Origin of the sequence: Neoroseomonas terrae (assembly GCF_018129025.1) — a bacterium.
In the GTDB taxonomy this organism is placed as follows: domain Bacteria; phylum Pseudomonadota; class Alphaproteobacteria; order Acetobacterales; family Acetobacteraceae; genus Neoroseomonas; species Neoroseomonas terrae.
Genome location: NZ_JAAEDI010000016.1, coordinates 88,858 through 111,687 on the forward strand (window position 1 = coordinate 88,858; position 22,830 = coordinate 111,687).

General features: G+C 67.6%; 24 protein-coding genes. 7 read left to right on the top strand and 17 right to left on the bottom strand.

The genetic code is table 11. The features are described from left to right. Positions 1 to 55 precede the first annotated feature (55 nt). Positions 56 to 520 carry a hypothetical protein gene (locus GXW78_RS15930; protein ID WP_211869824.1) on the top strand — a complete coding sequence of 155 codons (465 nt, stop codon included), beginning with the start codon at positions 56 to 58 and terminating at the stop codon, positions 518 to 520. Positions 521 to 921: 401 nt separating this feature from the next. On the opposite strand, the gene truA is transcribed toward GXW78_RS15930, so the two are convergent. From truA to def, 3 genes are all read right to left on the bottom strand, one after another. Further along, on the bottom strand, positions 922 to 1,683 hold the full coding sequence (gene truA, locus GXW78_RS15935) for a tRNA pseudouridine(38-40) synthase TruA (protein ID WP_211869825.1): 762 nt from the start codon (positions 1,681 to 1,683) through the stop codon (positions 922 to 924). Further along, positions 1,683 to 2,588 (bottom strand): methionyl-tRNA formyltransferase, encoded by a 906-nt coding sequence (gene fmt, locus GXW78_RS15940; RefSeq protein WP_211869826.1) that lies wholly within the window; start codon positions 2,586 to 2,588, stop codon positions 1,683 to 1,685. Before fmt ends, truA begins: the two co-directional genes overlap by 1 nt. A 90-nt stretch (positions 2,589 to 2,678) precedes the next feature. Then, positions 2,679 to 3,200 carry a peptide deformylase gene (gene def / locus GXW78_RS15945; protein WP_211869827.1) on the bottom strand — a complete coding sequence of 174 codons (522 nt, stop codon included), beginning with the start codon at positions 3,198 to 3,200 and terminating at the stop codon, positions 2,679 to 2,681. A 131-nt stretch (positions 3,201 to 3,331) separates the two neighbouring features. Here def and GXW78_RS15950 point away from each other — a divergent pair, with 131 nt between their 5' ends. Beyond that, the gene (locus tag GXW78_RS15950) at positions 3,332 to 3,787 is read left to right on the top strand and encodes an Hsp20 family protein (RefSeq protein ID WP_338147755.1); all 456 of its coding nucleotides are present in this window, start codon (positions 3,332 to 3,334) and stop codon (positions 3,785 to 3,787) included. Between the two features lie 83 nt (positions 3,788 to 3,870). Beyond that, positions 3,871 to 4,137 (top strand): DUF1150 domain-containing protein, encoded by a 267-nt coding sequence (locus GXW78_RS15955; RefSeq protein WP_246522274.1) that lies wholly within the window; start codon positions 3,871 to 3,873, stop codon positions 4,135 to 4,137. Between the two features lie 12 nt (positions 4,138 to 4,149). On the opposite strand, the gene GXW78_RS15960 is transcribed toward GXW78_RS15955, so the two are convergent. Continuing rightward, a complete protein-coding gene (locus GXW78_RS15960; protein ID WP_211869829.1) occupies positions 4,150 to 4,902 on the bottom strand; it encodes a sulfotransferase domain-containing protein in 753 nt (250 codons plus the stop codon). Between the two features lie 172 nt (positions 4,903 to 5,074). On the opposite strand from GXW78_RS15960, the gene GXW78_RS15965 reads away from it, so the two are divergent. Beyond that, entirely contained in the window at positions 5,075 to 6,616 is a 1,542-nt protein-coding gene (locus GXW78_RS15965; protein WP_211869830.1) for a glycosyltransferase family 61 protein, read from the top strand. 7 nt (positions 6,617 to 6,623) lie between these two features. On the opposite strand, the gene hpf is transcribed toward GXW78_RS15965, so the two are convergent. The 8 genes from hpf to GXW78_RS16005 all read right to left on the bottom strand — a co-directional run bounded on the left by hpf (position 6,624) and on the right by GXW78_RS16005 (position 14,953). Then, positions 6,624 to 7,214, bottom strand: a complete 591-nt coding sequence (gene hpf / locus GXW78_RS15970) for a ribosome hibernation-promoting factor, HPF/YfiA family (protein ID WP_211869831.1) — start codon at positions 7,212 to 7,214, stop codon at positions 6,624 to 6,626. 99 nt (positions 7,215 to 7,313) lie between these two features. Further along, a complete protein-coding gene (rpoN, locus tag GXW78_RS15975) occupies positions 7,314 to 8,789 on the bottom strand; it encodes an RNA polymerase factor sigma-54 (protein WP_211869832.1) in 1,476 nt (491 codons plus the stop codon). A gap of 72 nt (positions 8,790 to 8,861) precedes the next feature. Then, positions 8,862 to 9,620, bottom strand: a complete 759-nt coding sequence (gene lptB / locus GXW78_RS15980) for an LPS export ABC transporter ATP-binding protein (RefSeq protein ID WP_211869833.1) — start codon at positions 9,618 to 9,620, stop codon at positions 8,862 to 8,864. Continuing rightward, positions 9,617 to 10,579, bottom strand: coding sequence for an LptA/OstA family protein (locus GXW78_RS15985; RefSeq protein WP_211869834.1), 963 nt, complete (start codon positions 10,577 to 10,579; stop codon positions 9,617 to 9,619). The genes lptB and GXW78_RS15985 overlap by 4 nt, the downstream gene beginning before the upstream one ends. Beyond that, a complete protein-coding gene (gene lptC / locus GXW78_RS15990) occupies positions 10,576 to 11,280 on the bottom strand; it encodes an LPS export ABC transporter periplasmic protein LptC (protein ID WP_246522275.1) in 705 nt (234 codons plus the stop codon). The genes GXW78_RS15985 and lptC overlap by 4 nt, the downstream gene beginning before the upstream one ends. Further along, positions 11,277 to 12,257 (bottom strand): KpsF/GutQ family sugar-phosphate isomerase, encoded by a 981-nt coding sequence (locus tag GXW78_RS15995; protein ID WP_338147756.1) that lies wholly within the window; start codon positions 12,255 to 12,257, stop codon positions 11,277 to 11,279. The genes lptC and GXW78_RS15995 overlap by 4 nt, the downstream gene beginning before the upstream one ends. Positions 12,258 to 12,515: 258 nt before the next feature. Further along, positions 12,516 to 13,172 (bottom strand): ribonuclease D, encoded by a 657-nt coding sequence (locus GXW78_RS16000; protein WP_211869836.1) that lies wholly within the window; start codon positions 13,170 to 13,172, stop codon positions 12,516 to 12,518. Positions 13,173 to 13,825: 653 nt separating this feature from the next. Further along, positions 13,826 to 14,953, bottom strand: a complete 1,128-nt coding sequence (locus tag GXW78_RS16005; protein WP_211869837.1) for an OmpA family protein — start codon at positions 14,951 to 14,953, stop codon at positions 13,826 to 13,828. 958 nt (positions 14,954 to 15,911) lie between these two features. Here GXW78_RS16005 and GXW78_RS16010 point away from each other — a divergent pair. Continuing rightward, entirely contained in the window at positions 15,912 to 18,851 is a 2,940-nt protein-coding gene (locus GXW78_RS16010) for a terminase TerL endonuclease subunit (RefSeq protein ID WP_211869838.1), read from the top strand. Positions 18,852 to 18,860: 9 nt separating this feature from the next. Continuing rightward, positions 18,861 to 19,040 carry a hypothetical protein gene (locus GXW78_RS16015; protein WP_211869839.1) on the top strand — a complete coding sequence of 60 codons (180 nt, stop codon included), beginning with the start codon at positions 18,861 to 18,863 and terminating at the stop codon, positions 19,038 to 19,040. A gap of 406 nt (positions 19,041 to 19,446) precedes the next feature. Here GXW78_RS16015 and GXW78_RS16020 read toward each other — a convergent pair whose 3' ends face one another. The 3 genes from GXW78_RS16020 to GXW78_RS16030 all read right to left on the bottom strand — a co-directional run bounded on the left by GXW78_RS16020 (position 19,447) and on the right by GXW78_RS16030 (position 20,962). Further along, positions 19,447 to 19,800 (bottom strand): DUF2171 domain-containing protein, encoded by a 354-nt coding sequence (locus tag GXW78_RS16020; RefSeq protein ID WP_211869840.1) that lies wholly within the window; start codon positions 19,798 to 19,800, stop codon positions 19,447 to 19,449. A 292-nt stretch (positions 19,801 to 20,092) separates the two neighbouring features. Further along, positions 20,093 to 20,407: a hypothetical protein gene (locus GXW78_RS16025; protein ID WP_211869841.1), complete on the bottom strand. Its 315-nt coding sequence runs from the start codon at positions 20,405 to 20,407 to the stop codon at positions 20,093 to 20,095. A gap of 291 nt (positions 20,408 to 20,698) precedes the next feature. After that, positions 20,699 to 20,962, bottom strand: coding sequence for a hypothetical protein (locus GXW78_RS16030; protein WP_211869842.1), 264 nt, complete (start codon positions 20,960 to 20,962; stop codon positions 20,699 to 20,701). A gap of 312 nt (positions 20,963 to 21,274) precedes the next feature. Here GXW78_RS16030 and GXW78_RS16035 point away from each other — a divergent pair, with 312 nt between their 5' ends. After that, positions 21,275 to 21,535 carry a hypothetical protein gene (locus tag GXW78_RS16035; protein ID WP_211869843.1) on the top strand — a complete coding sequence of 87 codons (261 nt, stop codon included), beginning with the start codon at positions 21,275 to 21,277 and terminating at the stop codon, positions 21,533 to 21,535. A 415-nt stretch (positions 21,536 to 21,950) separates the two neighbouring features. Here GXW78_RS16035 and GXW78_RS16040 read toward each other — a convergent pair whose 3' ends face one another. Together GXW78_RS16040 and GXW78_RS16045 are read right to left on the bottom strand one after the other, a co-directional pair. After that, positions 21,951 to 22,157 (bottom strand): hypothetical protein, encoded by a 207-nt coding sequence (locus GXW78_RS16040; protein ID WP_211869844.1) that lies wholly within the window; start codon positions 22,155 to 22,157, stop codon positions 21,951 to 21,953. Positions 22,158 to 22,217: 60 nt separating this feature from the next. Next, positions 22,218 to 22,394, bottom strand: a complete 177-nt coding sequence (locus tag GXW78_RS16045; RefSeq protein ID WP_211869845.1) for a YodC family protein — start codon at positions 22,392 to 22,394, stop codon at positions 22,218 to 22,220. Positions 22,395 to 22,830 lie beyond the last annotated feature (436 nt).

The following is a 22,830-nucleotide window of genomic DNA, read 5'->3' on the forward strand; positions in this document are numbered from 1 at the left end:
CGCGCTGATGCTGGCGCGGGCAAGGCCCGAGGGCATAAACGCGTTCAGATCCACCATGCAGGACGCCCGTGCGTCCTTCATCGCCGCGGCGCTCTGCCTGCCGATCTTCCTCTTGCTGCGCGCCGGCGCCGGGTCGGCGGCCGACCCGGGGCGTGCGCTGGCCGCGGATCTGATCGCCTTCGTCTGTTCCTGGGCAGGTTTCGCCCTCGCTTCCATCCCGATCGCCGAGGCGATGGGGCGGCGGGCGCTCTGGCCGCGCTTCATCGCGGCGTGGAACTGGGTGAACCTGGTCCAGTATTCGGTGATGGCGTTGCTGTCGCTGCCCGACCTGCTGGGGCTGACGGGGATCATCGCCGGCGCGATGGCGCTGTCGGGCCTCGGCTACGCGCTGTGGCTGCAATGGTTCACGACGCGGGTCGCGCTGGGGCTGCCAGGGCCCAAGGCGGTGGCGTTCGTCGCGCTGGACCTGGGGCTGTCGGTGTTCCTGTCGGGGCTGGCGGCGACGATGGCGGCGGGGTGAGTCGGGTTGGCGGTTCCCGGAGAAGGGCTTTGCCCCTCTCCGGACCTCTCCCCACCAAAGGCCGAAAGGCCTTTGGAAACCTCGACCTGGCGCCGGGCGAGGTTGGCGCTTCCGCAGGCGCCGGGCAGGGTGCCTGGGATGCCTTCAGGCACCGGGCATCATGCATGCTGCCAGTTTCCGTTGAGGCAACGCAGCCCGGCACCGCCGGAACGTGCGGACCTTCGTCTTGAGATAGGTCGGCGCCTTCACTCACCCGCGCCGCGAAGCCGGACCATACCTGGCACTGCCCATGTGCAATGGCGGCTTGAGGTTTCCAAAGGCCTTTCGGCCTTTGGCGGGGAGGGTTCGGGAGGGGCGGCGCCCCTCCCGATCCACTTGAGCGCCCAAGACTTCCCCGCCTCTCACGCCCACTCGATGGCATCGGCATACCGCACGCCCGTCAGCACCAGCCCCTCGGGCGGCGCTGTCTGGCCCGCCCGGGTCCGGTCCTGCTCGTCCAGAACGCTGCGCGGCCAGGATACGGGGCGCTTGCCGATGCCGACCTCGACCAGCGTGCCGACCAAGTTGCGGACCTGGTGGTGCAGGAAGGATCGGGCCTCGGCGGTGATCACCACCTCATCGCCCAGCCGGGTGACGTCCAGTCGGTCGAGTGTGCGGAGCGGCGACTTCGCCTGGCAGGCGGCGGCGCGGTAGGCGGAGAAGTCGTGCTGGCCGAGGAGGCCCTGCGCCGCCGCATGCATCGCCGCGGCGTCCAGCCGGCGCTGGACATGCCAGACGCGGCCGAGATCGAGCGCCGGGCGCGCGCGGCGGTTCAGGATGCGGAAGCGATAGGCGCGGCCCGTGGCGGAGAAGCGGGCTGACCAGTCTTCGGGCATGACAGCCGCGCCGAGCACGGCGACGGGATGGGGGCGGGTGTGGAAGTTCAGCGCCTCCCGCACCCGTTCCGGCGTCAGGGTGGCGGAAAGGGCGACCTGCGCCACCTGGCCTTCGGCATGCACGCCGGCATCGGTGCGGCCGGCGGCGGTGACGACGGGGGTCTCGCCGCCGTTCAGATGCGCGGCGGCCTCCTCCAGCACCTGCTGTACGGACGGGCCGGTGTCCTGGCGTTGCCAGCCGACGAAGGGCGTGCCGTCGTATTCCAGGAGCAGGGCGTAGGACGGCATCAGTCGAGCGCGGCGCCGCGCGGCATCGCGAAGCCACGCAGGAAGGCGTCGGCATCCATCGCGGCCCGGCCGGGGCGTTGCAGGCGGAGCAGGCGCAGCGCGCCGCTGCCCGTTGCCACCAGTGCGGTATCGTCCAGCAAGGTGCCGGGCGTGCCGCTGCCGGGTTCGATGCGGGCGGCGAGGATGCGGATCTGCTCGCCGGAATGGACGAAGAAGGTGCCCGGCCACGGGTTCAGTGCGCGGACGCGCCGTTCCAGTGCGGCAGCGTCGAGCGACCAGTCGAGCCGCCCGTCCTCCTTGGTCAGTTTTGCGGCGTAGGTGACGCCGGCCTCGGGCTGCGGGGTGGCGGGCGGGTCCTCGGCCAGGGCGCGGAGGATGAGGCGGGCGCCGATCTCCGACAGTGCGTCGTGCAGGACCTGGACCGTGGTGTCCGGGCCAATGGGTGTCGCTTCCTTCAGCAGCATGGGACCGGTGTCGAGGCCTTCCTCCATGCGCATGATGGTCACGCCGCTTTCGGCATCCCCGGCCAGGATGGCGGCGTGGATTGGCGCAGCACCCCGCCAGCGCGGCAGCAGGGAGGCGTGGATATTGAGGCAGCCGCGCTTCGGCGCGTCGAGCATCGGCTTTGGCAGGATCAGCCCATAGGCGGCGACGACCGCGGCATCGAGGTTCAGCGCGGCGAAGGCATCGTGCTGTGTGATATCGCGCTTCACGCGCGCCGGGGTGCGGACCTCGAGACCGAGGTCGAGCGCCGCGCGATGCACGGGGCAGGGCGTTTCCCGATGCCCACGGCCGGCGGGTCGCGGCGGCTGCGTGTAGACCGCGGCGATCTCGTGCCCTGCATCGTGCAGGGCGCGCAGTGCCGGCACGGCGAAATCCGGGCTGCCCATGAAGGCGATGCGCATGGGCGGGTCACTCCCGAGACGTATTGGTTTCCGACGGCCCCGTGGCCTTTGGTGGGGTCAGGTCCGGAGAGAGGCGAGGCCCCTCGGGTCCTACTCCCGTTCCTTCGACTTCAGATCCTTGGCGAGCTTCCGCAGCAGCATGTTCCGCTTCAGCGCGGAGAGGTAGTCCACGAACAGCACGCCGTTCAGATGGTCGATCTCATGCTGCAGGCAGGCGGCAAGCAGGCCGTCGCCTTCGATCTCGCGCTTGGCACCGGTCAGGTCCCGGTAGCGCACCTTCACCCGCGCCGGCCGCGTCACCTCGGCATACTGGCCGGGGAGGGAGAGGCAGCCTTCCTCGCGCGTCGCCTGCTCGCCGCTCTCGGCGATGATCTCCGGGTTCACCAGCACGATCGGGCTGCGCGTGTCGTCCCTCTGCAGGTCGATCACCACGAGGCGCCGCATCTCGCCCACCTGCGGCGCGGCGAGACCGATGCCGGGGGCGGCGTACATGGTCGCGAGCATCGTCTCGGACAGCGCGCGCACGTCATCGCCGGCGGCGACGGGTTTCGCCTTGGCGCGCAGGCGCGGGTCGGGGACGAGCAGGATCGGCAGGAGGGTGGCGTCGGTCATGGCGGGAACGGCGGCATGTAGCCCTCGACGTGCCCCCTTGCAACTACCGGCCCGGCCGCCAAAATTGAGGCTCGGCGGGGTGCTTCGGGTCCCGCCGCCCGCTTCGCTCTCGGATGAGGAGGCCCGCATTCGTGTCTCGCCAATCGCTGTTCGGCTCGCCCCTGTTTCTCGGCTTCGACCACCTCGAGCAGATGCTCGATCGGGTGGGCAAGAACGCCGATGGGTATCCGCCCTACAATATCGAGCAGATCAGCGTGGACCGCCTGCGGATCACACTGGCCGTCGCCGGCTTCGGCATGGACGACCTGCAGATCACGCAGGAGGACAATCAGCTCGTCATCCGCGGCCGTCAGAAGGACGACTCCGAAGGGCGCATCTTCCTGCATCGCGGCATTGCCGCGCGGCAGTTCCAGCGCGCCTTTGTCCTGGCGGAGGGCATGGAGGTCGAAGGTGCCTGGCTCGATAACGGGCTGCTGCACCTCGAGCTCAAGCGACCGCAGCCGGAGACGCGCGTGAAGACCATCCGGATCGGTGCCCGCGGCAACGGCCCGACCGCACTCGTGGGAGCGCCCCCGGAGCCGGGCTGACCCACTTCCCAGCCGGGCCCATCCGGGCCGGCATCAAAGCGCCGTGCGGGCCCAGTGGGACGCAGCGGCAGGAGGACAGATCGATGACCGACGACCATGACGACATCGATATCGTCGAGGACGGCGATGCGATGGTCCCGACCGCGGAGGAACTGCGGCGGCTCTCGCCGTTGGCCTGGGCGCGGTATGGTGTGCAGTCCATAGCCTATGCCCGTCCGGTGGTGGTGAACGGGCAGGCGGCCGTGGCGATCCATGCGGCCGACGGCACCCCGATCGGCGCGGCGCCGACCGTGGCGCTGGCGACTGCGGCGATCGTGCAGCATGGGATGGGCGCGGCGCTGGTGCATTGACCGGCGCGGCGTCTACGCCGCGGGGTAGCCCAGCCTTTCGGCGACATCGCCGAACTTCTCGCGGAATCGCGCATGCAGGGCGGGTGTGAAGTGTTCCCGCCACTGCTGCGGCTGGCCGCTGCGGATATGGCTCGTGCGCCGGCGGCCGGAGAACAGGCTCTGCGCGTAGGCGATGGCAAGCGCAGGGCCCAGATGCTCGCCGCGGATGCCGAGCCAGGCGAAGACGCGATGGAACTCGAATAGTTCCTCGTCAGTGACCAGATCCTCGAAGCGTGTCAGGCGGAATTCGGGGCGCAGCGATACGAAGCGCTGCATGCGTTCGATCGTGCGCCCGCCCATGTTGTCCATCTCGAAGGCGAAGCGAGCTTCGTCGGAAGGCAGCGAGTTCAGCTTCTCCTGATAGGTCATGCCGTCATAGGCGGGTGAGGGCAGGTGTACCCAGGCGTCGTTCTGCCCCTTCTTGAGCCGGCTGTGATAGAACGCGCCGCTGATGATGACGTCGCGCGGGTCGCGGATGACGACGGTGCCGCGGAAATTGCCCTCGAGATGGCACGGGTCGAAGCGCGAAAGCGGGTCGAGGAACAGGTCCCACTCGTCGCGCGTCTTCTCGGTGCCGCGCATCCACATCCGATAGCCGAGCTCTTTGCAGATCCGCGAGAAGATGCCGATCATCAGCCAGGTGCCGGTCTTGTGGAAGGTGCCCACGACCATCTTGGGGCGTTCGCCGGAAGCTTCCGGCGCAGGATTCGGCAGGTCTTCGGTCACGGACGGGACTGAGGCGGACGCGTGCACGAAATCATCCTTGGAGGCAGCGGAGTGCCTGACATTGGCAGCAGAAAGCCGCGTCATTAGGGTGACTGCCCCTGGCCCGGTCAAGCCCGCGGCGCGCCGCGGGCACGGCGATCATGCGGCGCCGGGTACTGTTGAAGGAGCCCCTATGGACGAGGCGGCGACAGCGCGTGGGGCCGCGCGCGCATCGGCGCATCCGCCTGCTGCGCGCGGCGCCGGGGTGGCCGAACTGGCCGCCGAGGCTGCGGCACTCATCGACACCGGCGACCATGCCGCCGCCTGCGCGTTGCTGCTCACCGCAACGGCGCGGCACGCCGCTCCGCCGCTGCTGCGTCGTCTGGTCGACGCGGCATTCCTGTCCAAGGACGGCGCTGCGCTCCGCCTCGCCGTGCTGCGAACGATCGAAGCGGAATTGCCGGGCCGCGCGCGCGCCGGCATCGCCTGGCAGTTCATGCGCGGGAACCGGCTGCGCGAGGCCTATGCCGTGCTCACCGCCGATCCCGCGATCCTGCAGGACGTCTCCGCCCGGCGGCAGGTGATCGCGACATTGAACGGCATCGGCCGCAGCGCCGTGGCGCCCGAGGATCTTCGCTGGGCTTCTCGCGCGCTGGTTCGCCGCATTCTCAACGTGGATGAATCGGGCTGGTCGGACAGCCCCTTCCGCTTCGCGCCGGAGGAACCGGTCGTGGCGGCACCACCGCCGCCGCGCATCGGCCTCGACCCGTTGGCGCCGGCGGACGCGGCGGATGTCGTCAGACGCACGCTGCTGCAAGCGGAACGGCAGCATCAGCGGCTGCGCAACGCGCCCGACGTTCGCGTCTATACGGATGTCTTCGTGAATCGCGCCGGGCAAATCTGGCGCCGGGACGGGGTCGTGGTGCGCAGTACGGGAATCCCCCTGCTGGAGGATTCCGCGATGGCCGCGTTGGATCGCGCGCCTGTCGTCAACGAAGGCGTGTTGGCTACGGGCGACACCGGCAACTTCAACCATTGGTTCGCCAACTGGCTGCCCGGCATTGCGTGGCGCTTCGAGCCGGGCGTGCCGGACCTGCCTATCCTGCTGCGCGACGACGCGCCGAGATTTCAGGCGGCGAGCCTCCGCTTGCTGGGCGGTGCGGACGTGCCGATGGCGCCGGTCGGCGCGGCGGCTTTCGTGCGACGCCTGCATGTCTGCGACCGGGGTTCGGTGCGGATCGACCCGGGCGGCGCCGGGCGCCGCCTGATGGAGCGCCTGGCCGCGGCCGGAGATACGCCGGGTGGGCCGCCCACGGCGGATCGGCTGTTCATCTCGCGTCGCGATTCCAGGCGCCGCCGTCCGGACAATGAACCGGAGATCGAGGAGGCCTTTGTCCGGCAGGGATTCACGCCGGTGATGTTGTCCTCCCTGGATCTGGTCGACCAGATCCGGCTCGTGCGCCGCGCCTCGGTCATTGCGGGGTCGCACGGCGCCGGGCTGACGCTGCTGTTCGCTGCCCGGCCCGGCGCCGTCGCTTACGAGCTACTGCCCTTCATGCCCGCCACCCTGCCGGTGCGCATCTGTATGGCGCGCATGTCGCGAATGTTCGGCCATCCGCACCGCCTTTGGATCACGCCGTGCGACGAGCGGACCGAGACGTGGTCCGCCGACATCCCGGCGCTCGAGGCCGACTTGCGCGGCTTTCTCGCGGAAGCCGCGCCGTCAGGGGCCTAGCGAGCGGTCATACCCCGCCCGGATCGATCCACCCGACATTCCCATCCCCGCGCCGGTACACGACGTTGAGCGCGCGGGTGGCCTTGTTGCGGAACATCAGCACCGGCACATGGCCGAGATCCATCCGCATCACCGCCTCGCCCACCGTCAGCAGGGCGATCTCGGCGGGGTGCTCGGCGACGATGGCGCCATGGTCGGCACCGTTCGCCATGGGGGCGGCTTCCTCGCCCTCCTCGTCCTCGATCGCCTGAAGGACGCGCTCGCGGCCTTCCGGCGCGTCGATGCGGTCGGGCGCGGAGGATCGCGCATGCTCGTTCACTCGGCGGCGATAGCGGCGCAGCCGCTTGGCGAGATGCTCGGAGGCCACCTCGAAGGCGCGATGAGCGTCAGGGCCCTCGCCCTCGGCGCGCATGGTCAGCCCTCGACCGGCCTTGAGATTGATGTCGCAGGCGAAAAGCGCGCGCGAGCGATGGAAGGTGACGTTCGCTTCCAGCGCATGGTCGAAATACTTGCGCGTGATGGCATCGAGGCCGTCGCGCACATGGACCTTCAGCGCCTCGCCGGTTTCGACCTGCTTGCCTGCGACAGTAACGTGCATGGGGCCTTGCCCTCCTTCCTCTAGTGAAGGGGAGGGGCCGCCCCGTGGCGACCGATCGCCGGCCCACATCCTCAAGCGGGCCGCCCAGGCAAGGTCGGATTAGGCCGGGACGGCCTTCTCCCTTTTGCGCTGCACCGAAGACGGTATCCGCAGCGCATCGCGGTATTTGGCCACGGTCCGGCGGGCAATGTCCACGCCTTCCGTACGCAGCCGCTCAACGATCGCGTCATCGGACAGGATATCGGACGGCACCTCCGCCTCGACCATCGACTTGATGCGATGCCGGACCGCTTCCGCGCTCACCGCCTCGCCTCCCGCCGTGCCGGCGATGGCGGTGGTGAAGAAGTATTTGAGCTCGAAGGTGCCGCGCGGGGTGGCGATCGCCTTGTTGGAGGTGACGCGGGACACGGTGCTTTCGTGCATGCCCACTTCGTCGGCCACGTCGCGCAGGATCAGCGGGCGGAGATGGACGACGCCATGGCGGAAGAAGCCATCCTGGCGACGCACGATCTCGGCCGAGACACGCAGGATGGTGTTGGCCCGCTGCTCCAGCGATTTCACGAGCCAGGATGCGACCTGGAAGCGCTCGGCGACCCAGGCCTTCTCGTCGCGCGACTTCGCACCGACCACCGCGCGGGCGTGGAAGCCGCGATTGATCAGCACGCGCGGCAGCGTTTCCGGGTTCAGTTCGATGATCCAGTCATCGGCAGGGCCACGGCGCATCAGCACGTCGGGCACCAGGGTCAACGCGGGTGGCGCATCGAAGCGCGCGCCCGGCTTGGGGTCGAGCCGCCGCAACTCGGCGACCATCTCGGCCATGTCCTCGGCATCCACGCCGCAGACGCGCTGCAAGCCGCGCAGGTCGCGCCGCGCCAGCATGTCGAGATTGTCGAGCATCGCGCCCATCGCCGGATCGAACCGGTTTCGGTCCTGAAGCTGCACCATCAGGCATTCGCGCAGGTCGGCGCAGAACATCCCGACCGGGTCGAAGCGCTGCATGCGGTGGCGTACCGCCGTGACGGTCGCTTCCTGGCAGCCCAGGGCGGCCGCGATGACGGCATCCGGCACGTTCAGCCGCCCGGCGGGATCGACGAGGGCCAGCAGATTCGCCGCGATCACGCGGTCCTGGTGGGACGCGAAGGTCAGCCGGACCTGGTCGCCGATATGCTCGCGCAGCGTCCGGTCGGGCGCGGCCATCGCCTCGATGCCGGAGAGATCGTCGTCGAAATCGGCGCTGCCGCCGCGACCGACCGGCGGCGTGCCGCCATCGTAGACGTTGTCCCATTCGGCATCGAGCGGCGCGGCGTTCTCGGCCGGCAGCGCGTCGGAGGAGGCGGCGGCCGCGGCATCCGGTACGTCGTTCACGACCGGCAGCGGGTCGGTGCTGCGGCCGGCATCCGGGCCGGGTGGCGCGCGCTCATCGCGTTCGAGCAGCGGATTGCGCTCCAGCTCCTCCTCGACGAAGGCGGTGACCTCGAGGTTGGAGGATTGCAGCAGCTTGATCGCCTGACGCAGCTGCGGCGTCATCACGAGCTGCTGCGAATGGCGAAGGTCGAGCCGAGGGCCGAGCGACATCACGCCGCACCCATCGCCGGGCGCCGCCCTGCCTCAACAGTCGGTGTGGCGGCTGCGCGCATCGCTGCCAGACTAGAGGCTGAACCTTTCGCCGAGGTAGACGCGGCGCACGCCCTCATGCGCGACGATGTCGCGCGGGCTGCCTTCCATCAGCACCTGGCCGTCATGGAGGATGTAGGCGCGGTCGATGATCTCCAGCGTCTCACGCACATTGTGGTCGGTGATCAGCACGCCGATGCCGCGATCCTTGAGATGCTTCACGAGGTCGCGGATCTCACCGACCGCGATCGGGTCGATACCCGCCAGCGGTTCGTCGAGCAGGATGTAGGAGGGGTGCGTCGCGAGTGCGCGGGCGATCTCGCAGCGCCGGCGCTCGCCGCCCGACAGTGCCAGCGCAGGGGCGCGGCGAAGATGCGAGATGCCGAACTCCGCCAGCAGCGCGTCAAGCATCTGTTCGCGCCGGTTGCGCACCGGCTCCACGACTTCGAGCGCCGCACGGATGTTGTCCTCGACATTCAGGCCGCGGAAGATCGACGCTTCCTGCGGCAGGTAGCCGAGGCCGAGGCGCGCACGCCGATACATCGGCAGCGACGTGACGTCGTGGCCGTCCATCACCACCTGGCCTTCGTCGGGCTGGACGAGGCCGGTGATCATGTAGAAGGTCGTCGTCTTGCCGGCGCCGTTCGGGCCGAGCAGACCGACCGCCTCGCCGCGCTTCACCGAGATCGAGACGTTCCGTACCACCGGGCGCTTCTTGTAGCGCTTGCCGAGGCCACGGGCGATGAGACCGCCGCCGGACTTGCCGTCCACCACGCGCAGGCTCTCGCTCATCGTGCCGGCTCCTGCGACGGTTGGGCGGGCTGTTGCGGGCCGCCGGGCACGGTCTGCCCCTGCTGCGGCACCACCAGCCCCTGGACCCGCGCGCCGGGCGCGGAGACCAGCCGGGCGACGCCCGTCTTCATGTTCACGATGGCTTCCTGACCGGTCAGCGTGTTGTCCCCCCGGGTGATGCGGACGTCGCCGAGCAGACGCGCGAGGCCGGAATTCGGGTTGTAGACGCCGCGATCCCCGCGGACGACTTCCTCGGCAGTGCGGATGTCGACATTGCCATAGGCCTCGACCCGCTCGATCGAGGAGGGTTGCTCGCCGGGCGGCTGGCCCGGGCGGGTGGCAGCCTGCTGGCCACGCGGCGGCGTGGCGCCGGGCTGCGCGGTGGCGCCGGGCTGCGCATTCTCGGCGAAATAGGCGACGAGCGTGTCGGCGCGGACGCGGCGGCCGTCATTCGTCACGACCACGGCGTTGCCGCGCGCCACCGCCATGCGCCGCTGCGCCCAGTATTCGATGCTGTCGCGCGCCGTCAGCGTGTTGTCCGGCGTGATGAGGCGGAGATTGCCGCCCGTCATCACCATCACCGCCTGATCCATGTCGTAGACGGCGCGGTCGCCCTCGGCACGGTCGGTCGCCGAGGTGACGACGACGTTGCCGTCGGCTTCCAGGCGCCAGATCTCACCGCCGCCGGCCGGGCCCTCGGCGGCCGGCCGCGCGGGTGCCTGGGTGGTGCCGCCGCGCGGGCGGTAGCGAGCGATCAGCCGGTCAGCGTCGACCGTGACGCCGGCGCGCACCGCGCGCGCTTCGCCGCGGGCGACCACCACCTGTTCCTGCTGGCGCCATTCGATGCCGTCATTGGCGGTGACCTCGACCGGCCCGCCCTGCGTCATGTCGAGACCCTGCGCGGCGGCCGCCGTCGCGAGCAGCGCGGCGGCAAGGCCGGTGACGATTCTGCGCTTCATTGCCCGCCCTCCAGCATCGCGCGGGCGCGGCCGGTGAAGACCACCACCTGTCCGCGCTCGGTCAGGCGGAAGCCCTCGCTGACCAATGTTCCGAACGGCCCCTGCGCGGCGACTGGCTGGTCTCCCGATGCGGAGCCTTCCTGGAGCTGCACCTGCGCCGCGGCCGTGACCAGCATGTTCCCCCCATCCTGCCACAGCGTGACCTCGCCCCAGAGGTCGAGCAGGTGCCGGCCCTTGTCGAAGCGCCCCTGTTCGGATTCCAGCAACACCCAGCTTCCATCCGTCAGCAGCACGTCGGCGCGCGGACGGTCGAGATCGACGATGTCCGGGTTCTCGGTCTGCGTCGCCACGGTGGCGGTGACGGTAAAGGGACGGCTTTCCTCATCCAGCCCCTGGTAGCGCGGCGAGACCAGGCGCACCGCCTCGGGTGCCGCCTGGATCACCCGACGGAAGGAGACGCGGGCGCGGTCCTCCATGCGGTCCAGTTCCGGCCAGACGGCGATGGCCGCCAGAAGGCCGACGCCGGCGATCGGCAGCAGCCATTTCGCGACCTGCACGGCAAAGCGGCGGCGCGCGATCTGTCCCGCCGACGGCGACCAGCGCCGCCGCGAGGGTGGCAGCATGTGGCGCGAGGCGGCAGCGCTACGCTCGGCGCGCAGCGGCACTGCCGGCGCCGGGCGTGGCTCGTCGCGTCCGCTCATGCAACGCCCGCGCGCAGCAGGTCGTGGATGTGCAGGATGCCGACCGGGCGGCGCGCGGCATCCACGACGAACAGCGCGGTGATCGAGCGCGCGTTCATCTCGTGCAGCGCCTCGGCGGCCAGGGCGTCCGGGGCGATGCTACGCGGGTTGGGGTTCATCACCGCGCCGGCCGTACGGGCGAGCAGACTGGCCGCGCCGCCATCGAGCGCGCGACGCAGATCGCCGTCGGTGACGATGCCTGCGAGCGCGCCGTCCGGCCCGACCACGCCGAGGCAGCCGAAGCGCCGCGCGGTCATCGCGACGATGGCGGCGTCCATCGTCATCTCGGGCGGGGCGAGGGGCAGTTCCTGCGGGCCATGCATCAGGTCCCGCACGCGGGAAAGCTTCGCGCCGAGCTTGCCGCCCGGGTGGAAGACGCGGAAATCCGCCGCCGTGAAGCCGCGTCGCGTCAGCAATGCCACCGCGATCGCGTCGCCGAGCGCGAGTTGCATGGTCGTGGAAGTGGTCGGCGCGAGGCCCATCGGGCAGGCCTCGGGCGCCGCCGGCAGCACCAGGGCGACGTCGGCGGCGCGGGCCAGGGCGCTGCCGTCGCGGCCGGTGATGCCGACCAGCGGCAGGCCGAAGCGCTTGGCATGACCGATCAGGTCCGCGAGTTCCGAGGTCTCGCCGGAATTGGACAGGGCCAGCACCGCATCGCCCGCGACGATCATGCCGAGGTCGCCGTGGGAGGCCTCGCCGGGATGGACGAACAGCGCCGGCGTGCCGGTCGACGCCAGCGTCGCGGCGATCTTACGGCCGACATGGCCCGACTTGCCCATGCCCGAGACGACGACCCGCCCGGTGGTGCCGGCCAGCAGCGAGACGGCGCGCGCGAAGCCGTCGTCGAGGCTCGCGGCCAGCGCCGTCAGGGCTTCGGATTCGAGCGCCAGGACCTGGCGCGCGGTGTCGAGATCAGGATGAGGGATCGGGGCGTTCACGCCATCTGTATGGTGCGGCGGCGGGCGGGGGTCAACAAATGTGCGCTGACGAGAATCAAGAACCGTGCCAACTGCGGCAATAGAATGGCAGAACCCCATTTCCTCCCGGCTCCGAGGGCCTCGGGAAGCGTCCCTGAAGACGCGTTTCCGTGTCGGGCGGGGGTGGGATGCGCGCCGAGACGGGTCGCGCGCGCTTCCTCGTCGATTGCGGCATGGTCCAGGGGCCGAAGCCGCTGCCGGACCGTCCAAACGGACCTGTTAATGGCTGAGGATGTCCGGATCCTCGTATCCCAGCAGATCCAGCTTTCCGCGAGCGGGAAGGAAGCGGAAGCACGCCTCGGCGAGGTCGAGGCGGCCCTCCCGCTTCAGCAGCCCTTCGAGCTTCGCCCACAGCGCATGCAGGTGCAGCACATCGGAGGCCGCGTAGGCGAGCTGCTCCGGCGTCAGCTCCGGCGCGCCCCAATCCGAAGTCTGCTGCTGCTTCGACAGATCGACGCCGAGCAGTTCCCGGCACAGATCCTTCAGCCCGTGCCGGTCTGTGAAGGTGCGCACGAGCTTGGCGGCGACCTTGGTGCAGACGACGGGTGCGACGGTGACGCCGAGATAGCGGTACAGCGCGGCGACGTCGAAGCGCGCGAAATGGAACAGCTTGGTCACCGCCGGGTCGGTGAGCAGCCGCCGCAGGTTCGGCGCCGCATAGCCCTGACCGCCCAGGCTTTCCGGGATGAGCTGCACGAGATGCGCCGAGCCGTCGCCGGACGAAAGCTGCACCAGGCACAGCCGGTCGCGATGCGGATTGAGCCCCATCGTCTCGGTGTCGATGGCGACGATGCGGCCGAGGTCGAGCCCATCGGGCAGGTCGTTGCGATGCAGGCGGATGGTCACGCCGGCATGGGTGAAAAGCGTTGTGCCCATCGGATGTGGCCGTGCCTTGTCGCAGAGGGGGGAGCCCCGGGCGTGAAGCGTCCCGGAGCGGCGTGCCGAGGCTTACGGCGAAGCGGTGCCATCGGCAACCGCCACCCCGCAGAGGCGACGCCGGTGCCGCCGCCGCAGGCACCGCCGGTCCGCGGGCTCGCCGAGGCATCGCGCCATGTAGAGCTGAGCTTGCTGGAACAACGGCAGATCGCAGGTGTCGCACTTGGCCGTGATGGCCTGCATCATCCAACCGGTGTTGATGTCCAAACGCGGCCTGATAGTGCGGGCAACGGGACGCTCAATACCGGGGTGGCGCCCGCGATCGAGACTCAGCGTTGAGGCGACAATCTGGGCATCACGTTGGCGCCGCCATGAAGGGACTTGAGAGTGCCAATGTGAGGCCGGCTAAGGCCCGGCCTCCATCACTCCGACAGGTGTGAAGGCGGTGACAAGGCGGAGGTGACGCCGGGTGCCACTGGGGCCGTTCCGATGTTCGCGGCGCACGAGGAAACCGGCTGGAAAGGGGGGTAGTCGTCGCACTCACTGGGGGCCGCTTCGGGCTGTGCCGCCGCATGGACGGCGACGATGACATCCCTGGTCAATGCGCAAAGGGGGCGCTGTTCGGCGCCCCCAGATAGCGTTGTTGCGCAGCATTAACGGAGAATGATTTCCACGCGTCGATTCTGCGGCTCACGGGTGTTATCCGGCGTCGGAACCAGCAGGTTCGTCTCGCCGAAGCCTTGCGCGACGATTTCCTGTCGCGGCACGCCAAGCCGCACCAGTTCGGCCGCCACTGCATTGGCGCGGCGAACCGACAGGCCCTGGTTGTATTGCGGCGAACCAGAGGTGTCGGTGTAGCCGTTGACCTCGATGCGGGTGACCGCCTGGCGCGTGCGGGCCTGCGCGGCCTCGCTGATGATCTGTCGTGACCGGTCGGTCAGGTCCGCCCGGTTCCAATCGAAGAACACGAGGAAGGTGCGCGCCGGCACCGGCGCCACGGCGGCTGGCAACGGGGGTGTCGCCTCGGCGACTCCGAAGGCATAGCGAACGCCGAGCAGGACGGAGTGGTTGAAGTTGTCCACCTCGACCGAGCTCCGCTGGACCACGCCGTTCGCATTGATCGCGGTTGCGTTGAAGTCCTGCGACAGCGTGCCGAAGAAGCGATACTCCGCCGTGACCGCGAGTCCAGGCACGGACGGGATCGGGAAGCCCAGACCGACGATTGCCTGATACGCAAATTCCCCGCCGGTACCGTCGATTCTGGCGCTGGGGAGCGTATTGCCGGCCGTCGCCAACGCGCGAATGGTCACATTGTCGTAGTTTTGCCAAGCATAGCCGACACCGAGGCCGAGGTAGGGATAGACCGGCCAGTCAAAAACCGCGCCGAAATCGTAGAAGGCGTTCGCCATGATGCCGTAGGTGCGCGCCGTTCCGCTCGATGAGCCCCCGAAGCCGGTGACGGTGATCTGATCGACTTCGTTCTGGCGGTAGTTCCCCTCGAGCTCAACTCGAAGGCCATTTCCAAACCCCCAACCTACGGAAAGAACGCCGGCAAAACCCAGACTGAACGAGACGTTGAAGTTACCTGAGGGCGTCAGGCCGAGGTTTGTGGGATTGATATTTGTACTGTCGATGAAGCTTTGTAGGTTTCCTCCGTCGGAATCCGTCAGCCAATTTAGGCCGGCGCCGCCTGCCACATAGACACCTGAGACGGGTTGCGCCTTTGCTATGACAGGTACCGACAGTAGCGTGGTCGCCAGGAGGAGCATTCTGGTTTTCATCGCCGTCGCCTCTCGCTGCTTCTTGGTTGGCTGCAGGCCGAGATTGACACAAATGGCAATGGGGTCCGGTCCGAAATCAGCGCGTCTTTTCGAGAATAGAAAGACTAGTTGCAAGCACGACACAATAAACTAATTAGGCGCTTTGTTCGCCAAGATGTTTCAATAATGGTTGAGGCCCCGGCCTGGTCGGGTTGCACACAAAGCGGCACGCGCCGAGGAGCGGCAACGTCGTCGGTGGCGTCATCGCGTGGTGAGTGGGTTTCCTCGTCGCGTTCGTGATCGCCAGGTGTCTTGCGGGCGCCCCGCCCAGACATCGTTATCCATTCGGATCCAGCGCGCCAGCCACGGCATCGTTCCTGCCCTTCGGGAGCAGCTTCATCATTGGGATGAAACCAGCCCGCATCAGGCAGACGGCGTTCTTGAGGATCGACTTTCCGCAGCGTTACGCTTCGAGCGTTGCAAGCAGCTCCGCACGTTCGTCAGTGCTCGCCGAGGCTCCGCGGTGCCCTTGCTCTCGAAGAGCGAGCAGCAGAGCGTTCTGATGCCGGAGCAAGCTGGCTGGAGCGCGCCTTGGTGGCAGATGAAAAGCCACGTCAGCAAACGACCGGGGACTTGGCTGGGCCGCAACCCGTCTGGCTCAATCCAGCCGCTGTCTGGAGGTACGGTCGGGGTTACGTCCGGGCCGCGCCAGAATGTCTCAACTGATCCGATGTCTTGCGGACAAAGGATGGTGCCCAGGAAAGAAGCCTACCAAGGCAGGCTAATCAGCGTCTTGGCGGAAAGTGGGACAACCCGGAGACCCAAGGAATCTCTAGGTTTCATACGGCGACTGTCCCACCGAAGCAAGCGAGATCGCTGTCCATTCGCGCCCTCCTGACCGAGGCCGGCGAGCACCGCCGGCGAGGTGACCACGCGGTCGCGGGCTATCTTGAGGGCATGGCCCTGGTGTCGGTGCGCCATGGCTGACGGCATGTCCTTCGGCACACCGCCCCCGAACGCGGCCGCCATCACCGCGCCCGTCACCATCATCCGGTCGCTCAAGCCGGCCATGGTGTGCAAGCGGTACACCATGGGACCGAACGGCCCGGAGAAGGCGGCCGTAGCCTCCGTGACAGAGGGCGCGGCCTTCGCTCGCGATGTGCCCGACGCCGCGGCGATGATGGAGATCCTCGCCGAGGTGACCGAGGCGTCTAACCTTGTCATCTGTCCCGGCGCCTTCATGGGCGCGGGAACGGAGCTGTTCAGGCTCGTCGACGAGGCCACCCTGGCGCGGAAGCTGGGCGGCAAGGTGGGCGAGGTGGATGGTGGCGTTCACGTCATCAACGGCGAGCGAATCGCCGCGCGCCTGAAGCGCGGCATCGTCGACGGTGAGTGGATGCTGATCGACGCCGACAACCCGCCCGGCATGCCGGAGGAGTGGGAAGGGCTCACGATCGGCGAGCGCCTCCGGATGCTCGACGCCATCATCCCCGGCATATCCACATGCGAGCGCATCGAGCTCCGTGGGAGCAGTGCGCGGGTGGTGAAGGATGGGGACGTTCCGGGCGAGCCGACGCACGCCTGGTTCCGCGTCTCCACTCCCTCGCGCATCGCCACGCTGAAGGCGGCGACCACGATCGCAATGGTGACGGCTGGCCTGTCCTTCGCCTCCCCGCGCTACTCACGCTCGGAGCCGGGCAAGGTGGTGGGGCACCAGCAGCGCACCGTCGTCGACCTGTCGGTCTGGGATACCGGCCGGCTCGTCTTCTGCGCGCGACCTGACGTACAGATGCCGGGCTACAGCGTCGCGGATGCCGGGATCACGCTGGTGAACGCCGGCGCTGGCGCGCTCGACATCTCCGGCATCGCCTTGCCGGACGCGCCGGCGCTCACCGAGTACCGCGAGCGCACCGGGCATCGCGTCGAGCTCAGCGAGACGAACCGCATCGTCTCCATGCGGACTTGGGGCGAGCTCACCCTCGACACGGAGATCGAGCGGCGCGGCACCACCAAGGCGTTGCGCGCGTGGCTCGCGACGTTGAAGGCAGGCGATTCGATGCGTTGCGAGACGCCGTTCCGCGCCTCGGTCTCGGAAGCCGCGGTGGTCTCCGTCGCCGCGGACGGCATCCCGCGCCTGCACGACGTCGGCAGCGGCGTCACCTACTACCTCGAGCAGGTGCACACCGCCGACGATGTGATGAAGCTGGTCTACAGCATCGCGGGCCGGGTGAAGCGGGAGGGCGGCAGCTACGAGAACGGCCTCGCCGCTCTCGCCGCCGATCCCCGCACCGCCACATGGCTCGCCGAGCACGGCATGGCGAACAATCAGCAGAAGATGCGGAGGACATGGGACAAGCTCCGCGAATCTGCTGCGCCGTGGTTGGCGAAGTGCCATATGGGGAACGACGGCACCGCCCGCGGCAACCTGCACAACGCGCTAATCGCGATGCGTGAAGACGAGCGGCTGCGTGGTGTCTTCCGCCGTGACGAGATGTTGTGCGCGACGGTGTTCAAGGAACGGGAAGTGATCATCCCTGCGACCGACGTGCACGTCGGTCGACTGCAGGCGATGCTCCAGCGCGAAGGCTTGGAGACAGTCGGCAAAGACACGACGCATCAGGCAGTGGAAATCGTCGCTGCGGAGAACGCCTTCCATCCGGTGCGTGACTATCTCACCGGCCTGAAGTGGGACGGCTATCCCCGCCTCGGGACGTGGCTGCACGTCTACCTCGGCGTCGAGCGCAGCGAGTACCCGGGCAGTGAGAGCACGTACAAGGCCCTGTCGCACGAGGCGTTCTCGAAGCACGGCCTCGCGGTGTCGCTGCTGCTCGCCGACGAGGTGCATGCGTGGCCGTCGCGCGAGCTGTGGGAGGTGCTGATTACCTCCATGGGCAAGCGGCTGGCCCCGCTGACAATCGTCACCACCACGGCCGGCGTGGGGCGCGGAAATCTCGCCTGGGACCTCTACGACTATGCTCTGAAGGTTGAGCGCGGCGACGTTGTCGACGAGACATTCCTGCCCGTTCTCTATCAGGCACCGCACAACTGCGACTGGGAAGACGAGGCCGTGTGGATGGCGGTGAACCCGGCCATGGCCGCGGGCTTCCGAAGCCTCGAGGAGATGCGGATCACCGCGCGGCAGGCCAAGGAAATTCCGTCGCAGCGCGAGATGTTCCGCCGGCTGTACCTCAATATCTGGGGCGATTCGGCGACGGCGACGTGGGTTGACCTGGCGGTGTACGACGAGGGCGACAAGGCGCGGCCCGTCGAGCTCGGCGACCTGGCGGGGCGCGACGTCTTTGTCGGCGTGGATCTGGCAAGCGTCTCCGACCTCGCTGCGGTGTACGCGGTGGCGTCGGATGGCGAGGGGGGATGGCTGGTGTGGGGCCGGCAGTATTGCCCCCGCGAGCAGTTCCGCCGCCGCTGCGCCGACAACCTGCCCTATGCCGAGTTTGAGGCGTCGGGCCGCCTGGTGGTGACGGACGGCAACAGCATCGATCAGGACCGCATCATCGCGGACTTGGTCGACCTCGCCGGCGAGGTCGCGGTGCGAGAGATCGCGGTCGATCGGTGGGGCGCCACGGGCTTCCTGAACCGCTTGCAGGATCGCGGCTTGCCGGTGGCGACGTTCGGGCAGGGCTTCGCGTCCATGTCGGCACCCTGCAAGGAAATCGAGCGCGCGATCCTCGGTCGGCAGTTCCACGCCGGCGGCGACCCGATCCTGCGCTGGAACATGGGCAACATCCGTATCGAGATGGATGCCGCGGGCAACGTGAAATTCAGCAAGAGCAAGGCTGACGGGAAGATCGACGGTGCCGCGGCGGTCGCGATGGCGATCGGGCGGGCGCTGGCGAACGAGGTGACGCTGTCGGTCTACGACCGCGACGGCGCGCGCCCTGATGGCTTTCTGTTCGTGTGAGGTGAGAAGATGGACCAGGTAACTCGCTCGATCGTGCAGGCCGGCCTCGACGCGTCGCAGTACCAGCGCGGCGCGCAGCAGGTGGAAGCCGCCAACGCCAGCATGGCGCGCTCCGGCGAAGGCGTGGTAGCGGCCGGCACGCGGGTGGAGCAGACAACCACGTCGCGTGCCTCTGCGACGACCTGCTGACGGCGGGCGGCGCGCTGCGGTGCTAGCGAACAACCGGGCCACCCTGGCCGCAGGGGGCCGCGGCCAAATGATGTGGCTAGAAGACCCGTCGCCGGAATGTATCCGTCTTCGCGCGAGAAGCCATGAGCGCACGGGCAGGGGCGAGACCCCGGTGGAGTCTTCTACGGCGCGGTAGAAGCGTTGTGGCTGTCTGTGACAGGTGCGAAGCCAACAGTAGAGTAGATGACCACCATCATGACACTGAACACGAGCGCGCACGCTGCCATCATTAGGCTGAAACGATGCTTGGATATGTAGCTGACGAGGCCTGATGAAGACGGGTGTATCTTGTGCGGCATTCCCGCCTCCTTGGTTGTGCGTTCCGGATGTTGGATCGGCATTTCACAGCATCCCATACTGCGCAGCGCTAACGCCCCAACGGAACGGATCGCTCGTCCTCCTCATCAATGTCGGGTGAGCCGCCATTCACAGGCGCGGGGGTCATACGCACAGTGTCGTCGTCTTCAGGCCCCTCGTCGTCGAGCCCTTTGCTCGCTTCAGCGAGCGCTAACGCGGAAACCGTGAGCCGCACCGTGTCGTCATCGACACTGCGCACCAAACTCAGCGCGATATGGGAGTCGCCGGCCTCCGTTGGATCCGGGCTGTCGCTACGAGTAAGCTTGATCCGGGGACCCTCGACGCGATCGACGGTCCCAACGTGGAGACCATTGATGTCGACAACGGCCATATGCTCGCGCACCTGATCGATCAAGAAGTTCATGACGGTTTCCTTCGGCGCGACGGCTCAGTTATGCGCCGCCCGTCTGGGATGTGGGGATCGATCGCTGGACACTGCTGCTGCGAAGAGACTGTGGCGACCAGCGCCCGTTCGTCTCAACCACCCAAGGCGCTAGCGATCACCATATGGAACGCGCCGTGGCTCCGAATAGTTTGCGCATCTCCCTCACACCACGGAGAAGTCATCGACGCTTATGATGCAGGCGACAGCCGTGCCCTTTTTTCTTGCCCTCCTCGTCAGGGATCTCTCGAGACAGTGCAGGCGATGCTTCGCGCTACTGGCGCTTGCGGACGGCGCTGAAACCATCCAGAGCATCTGCGATCTGCATGGCCGCGGCCGCAGCTTGATGGTGGCCATCCGCTGTTAGGCGGGTGGCGTCACTCCGATACTCGTTTTCCAGATCCCACACCCGTTGCTGCAGAGCGGCTATCGCCGATCCGAGTTGATTGTCCGATGAGCCGAACCCCAAACCTGCCGCGCGGGTCTTCCAAGCGGCCAGGATTGTCTCAGATACCTGCTCCACATCAACTCTGTTACCGGAGGCAGCACTAGCCTGGATCAGCACGAACGCTTCTTCGATCAGCGCCACCGGATCCTCCGTTCTGTTCGCAAAAATGGAGAGGCCGGCCTGACCTCCCCGACGTCAGTGCCGCTTGCCGCTACCTTCCTGGAAAGTAACCGACAAGAATTACGGTCATGGCTGCGACCAAAACCACTGCAATCCAGAATCGTCGGTCGTTCATGGCGCTCCTCGCGTCTGGGTAGTACCTAGCGCCGGTCAGGCGGGCGCCGTCGGGAGCGCCGCCCCGATGCCGATCAGGCTAACTTGCGGACGCGTTGCGGGAGGTTCGGCAGATCCATGACGAGGCGAAGCAGGAAGCTAAGGCCCGCGCGCCGCCAACACCTCCGTGACGACGGTTTGCCAATCAATCCGCGGGGGAAGCAGATCGCCCTTCCGCGACCCATTCTCCAACAGCCAGCGCCGCAAATAGCCACTGACTTCGGGGTGCTCCAATCGTTCGAGGCGCACCACCGATATCGGGGCAGTAGAGCCGATTTCCAGATGGCCGAAGCGCTTTCCGTCGCTGATCTGGAGCAGTTTGCCTTCAGGACCGATGGTTCTGATTTCGAGTGGCGCGCTCATGATGGCGGCCTCCGGAGACTGACCGTTCAGCATACACGCATTATTGGCCCGCAGATGCATCGCACGCAGACGTGCGTACTACCCGTTACATTTCTCCGCTTTCAGCCCCCGCCTAACGGAATTCTGTTGAAGATGGTGGCCACCGACTCCTGGGTCGCCGCTACATAGACGCTGTCGGTCGCAGGGAGCGCGCTTCAGCGCAAGCAAGTGAACAGCACCGCGGCGGGCAACACATCGGGCCGAATGCAGGAGCTCCTCTATGGGTAGTCCTCCGGCACGACGAGCGGCGCGCGATAGGCCTCTGGCGTCGCGGTGCTGGACAAGTACCGCCGTGCTGGTGACCTCGAAGGGTTCGCGGGAGCGGCGCCCGGCGTCATCTCGACGGCACGGGACTTCCTCGGCACGTCGGAGGCGTATGGCAGCTTCACCAGCGCCCTGCGGAACACTCTCTCGAAGCTGGGCGGCGACCCGGAGGCAAAGGAGCTGCTTCGCCGGCTTCTCGCCGAAGATACAGTCGCGCCGCCCACCGACGCCCGCCGGGCGCGGTTCAGCGTGGTGAAGGGGGAGAGGTAGGTCGGCGCTGGAGGTGGTGGCTACCGCAGCAGAATAAAGACGGCGGCGAGAAGGGCACCCAATATGCAGCCGACGCGAATCCAGTAGGCACTATGCCCCATCGCGGTTCTCCGCGGGTGATGTGGGTTGGGCCAAGCCGGCGAGGCACTATGCGAGGACGGAGCCAACGGCACGGGGCGCGCTTTCCGTCCCGGTGTCGACTCTATTCGACGATATGCCGACAAGGTGCGCGCATGACTCTGCATCGGCACAAAGAAAACCCGCCAGTCATCTCTGGCGGGTTAGTTTGATACCGTGAAACATCACGTTCACTAGCGATCGAACGTCGGCACTCTACGACGCGCGCGGCTGCCGTCGCGTCACATGTTGCGGCAACGATGAAGGGGCGTGCAGTAGGGCCGGAGGATCTGAGGTATTACTCCGCCTTGCGCAGCCTTTCCCGCTCTAGCTGCTCCTCCGCCGCGCGCTGGAAACCCATCACTTCCCCGAGGACGAGCCGCGCCTGATGCAGCATGCCGACGTTGCCGGCCTTCTCCAGCGCATAGATCAGATCGAGCTGGCGTCGGATCCGCACATGCCCCTCCGCCACATGGCGCTCGCACACTTCCAACGGGGTTTCCACGATTGGTGCCTCCCTGTTGGCGAGAGGGTAGCACGGGGGAGCGGGAAGGCCCTGCCTCAGTCAGGCAGGGACCTTCTTCAGGGCCTCCGGTTGAAAGGCTTCGTCCTGCCGCTTCTGCGCTCCGTCGAAAAAGGCGCAGCTCACGAGAACGCCGCCAATGCCGTTGTTGATGTGCGTCACGGTCATGGGAGGGCCACCTGACTTCAGCTTGAAGACGTCGCCCGGTGAAAAGTCCATGTTTGCGAACCCTTGTTGCGTTACGCACCAAGAATAACGCAACCGAGAGGCGATTCGCCATGGTTCCGACGCCCGGGCCGGAGGTGGTGGCGGGGTAGGGCGGCGCAGAGGTTAGGTGCTACCTACGTCGACTCGCAGCCTGCCGCTTTCGTTCACCAGTACCATAGCCCTCGGCAAGTTTTAGAAGACGGAGGATTTCCGCGAGGAAGTCTCGTGCCTCCAACGCAGCTTCCACATCATCTTCAGCCGCGACGACCTCCATCTGTCGCTGAAGCATCTCGCGGATCACGCGAGCATGTTGCTCGTACGCGACAAGTGAGTCCACCATACCGATGCCCTCGTCAGACGCCGTTGCTCAGCAGCGCCGGTAAAGCGCTTTCCTCCGCTTAGTCGGCGAGCCGTTCAACGCCTATCTGCTTCGAGAAGCGCCAAAAGG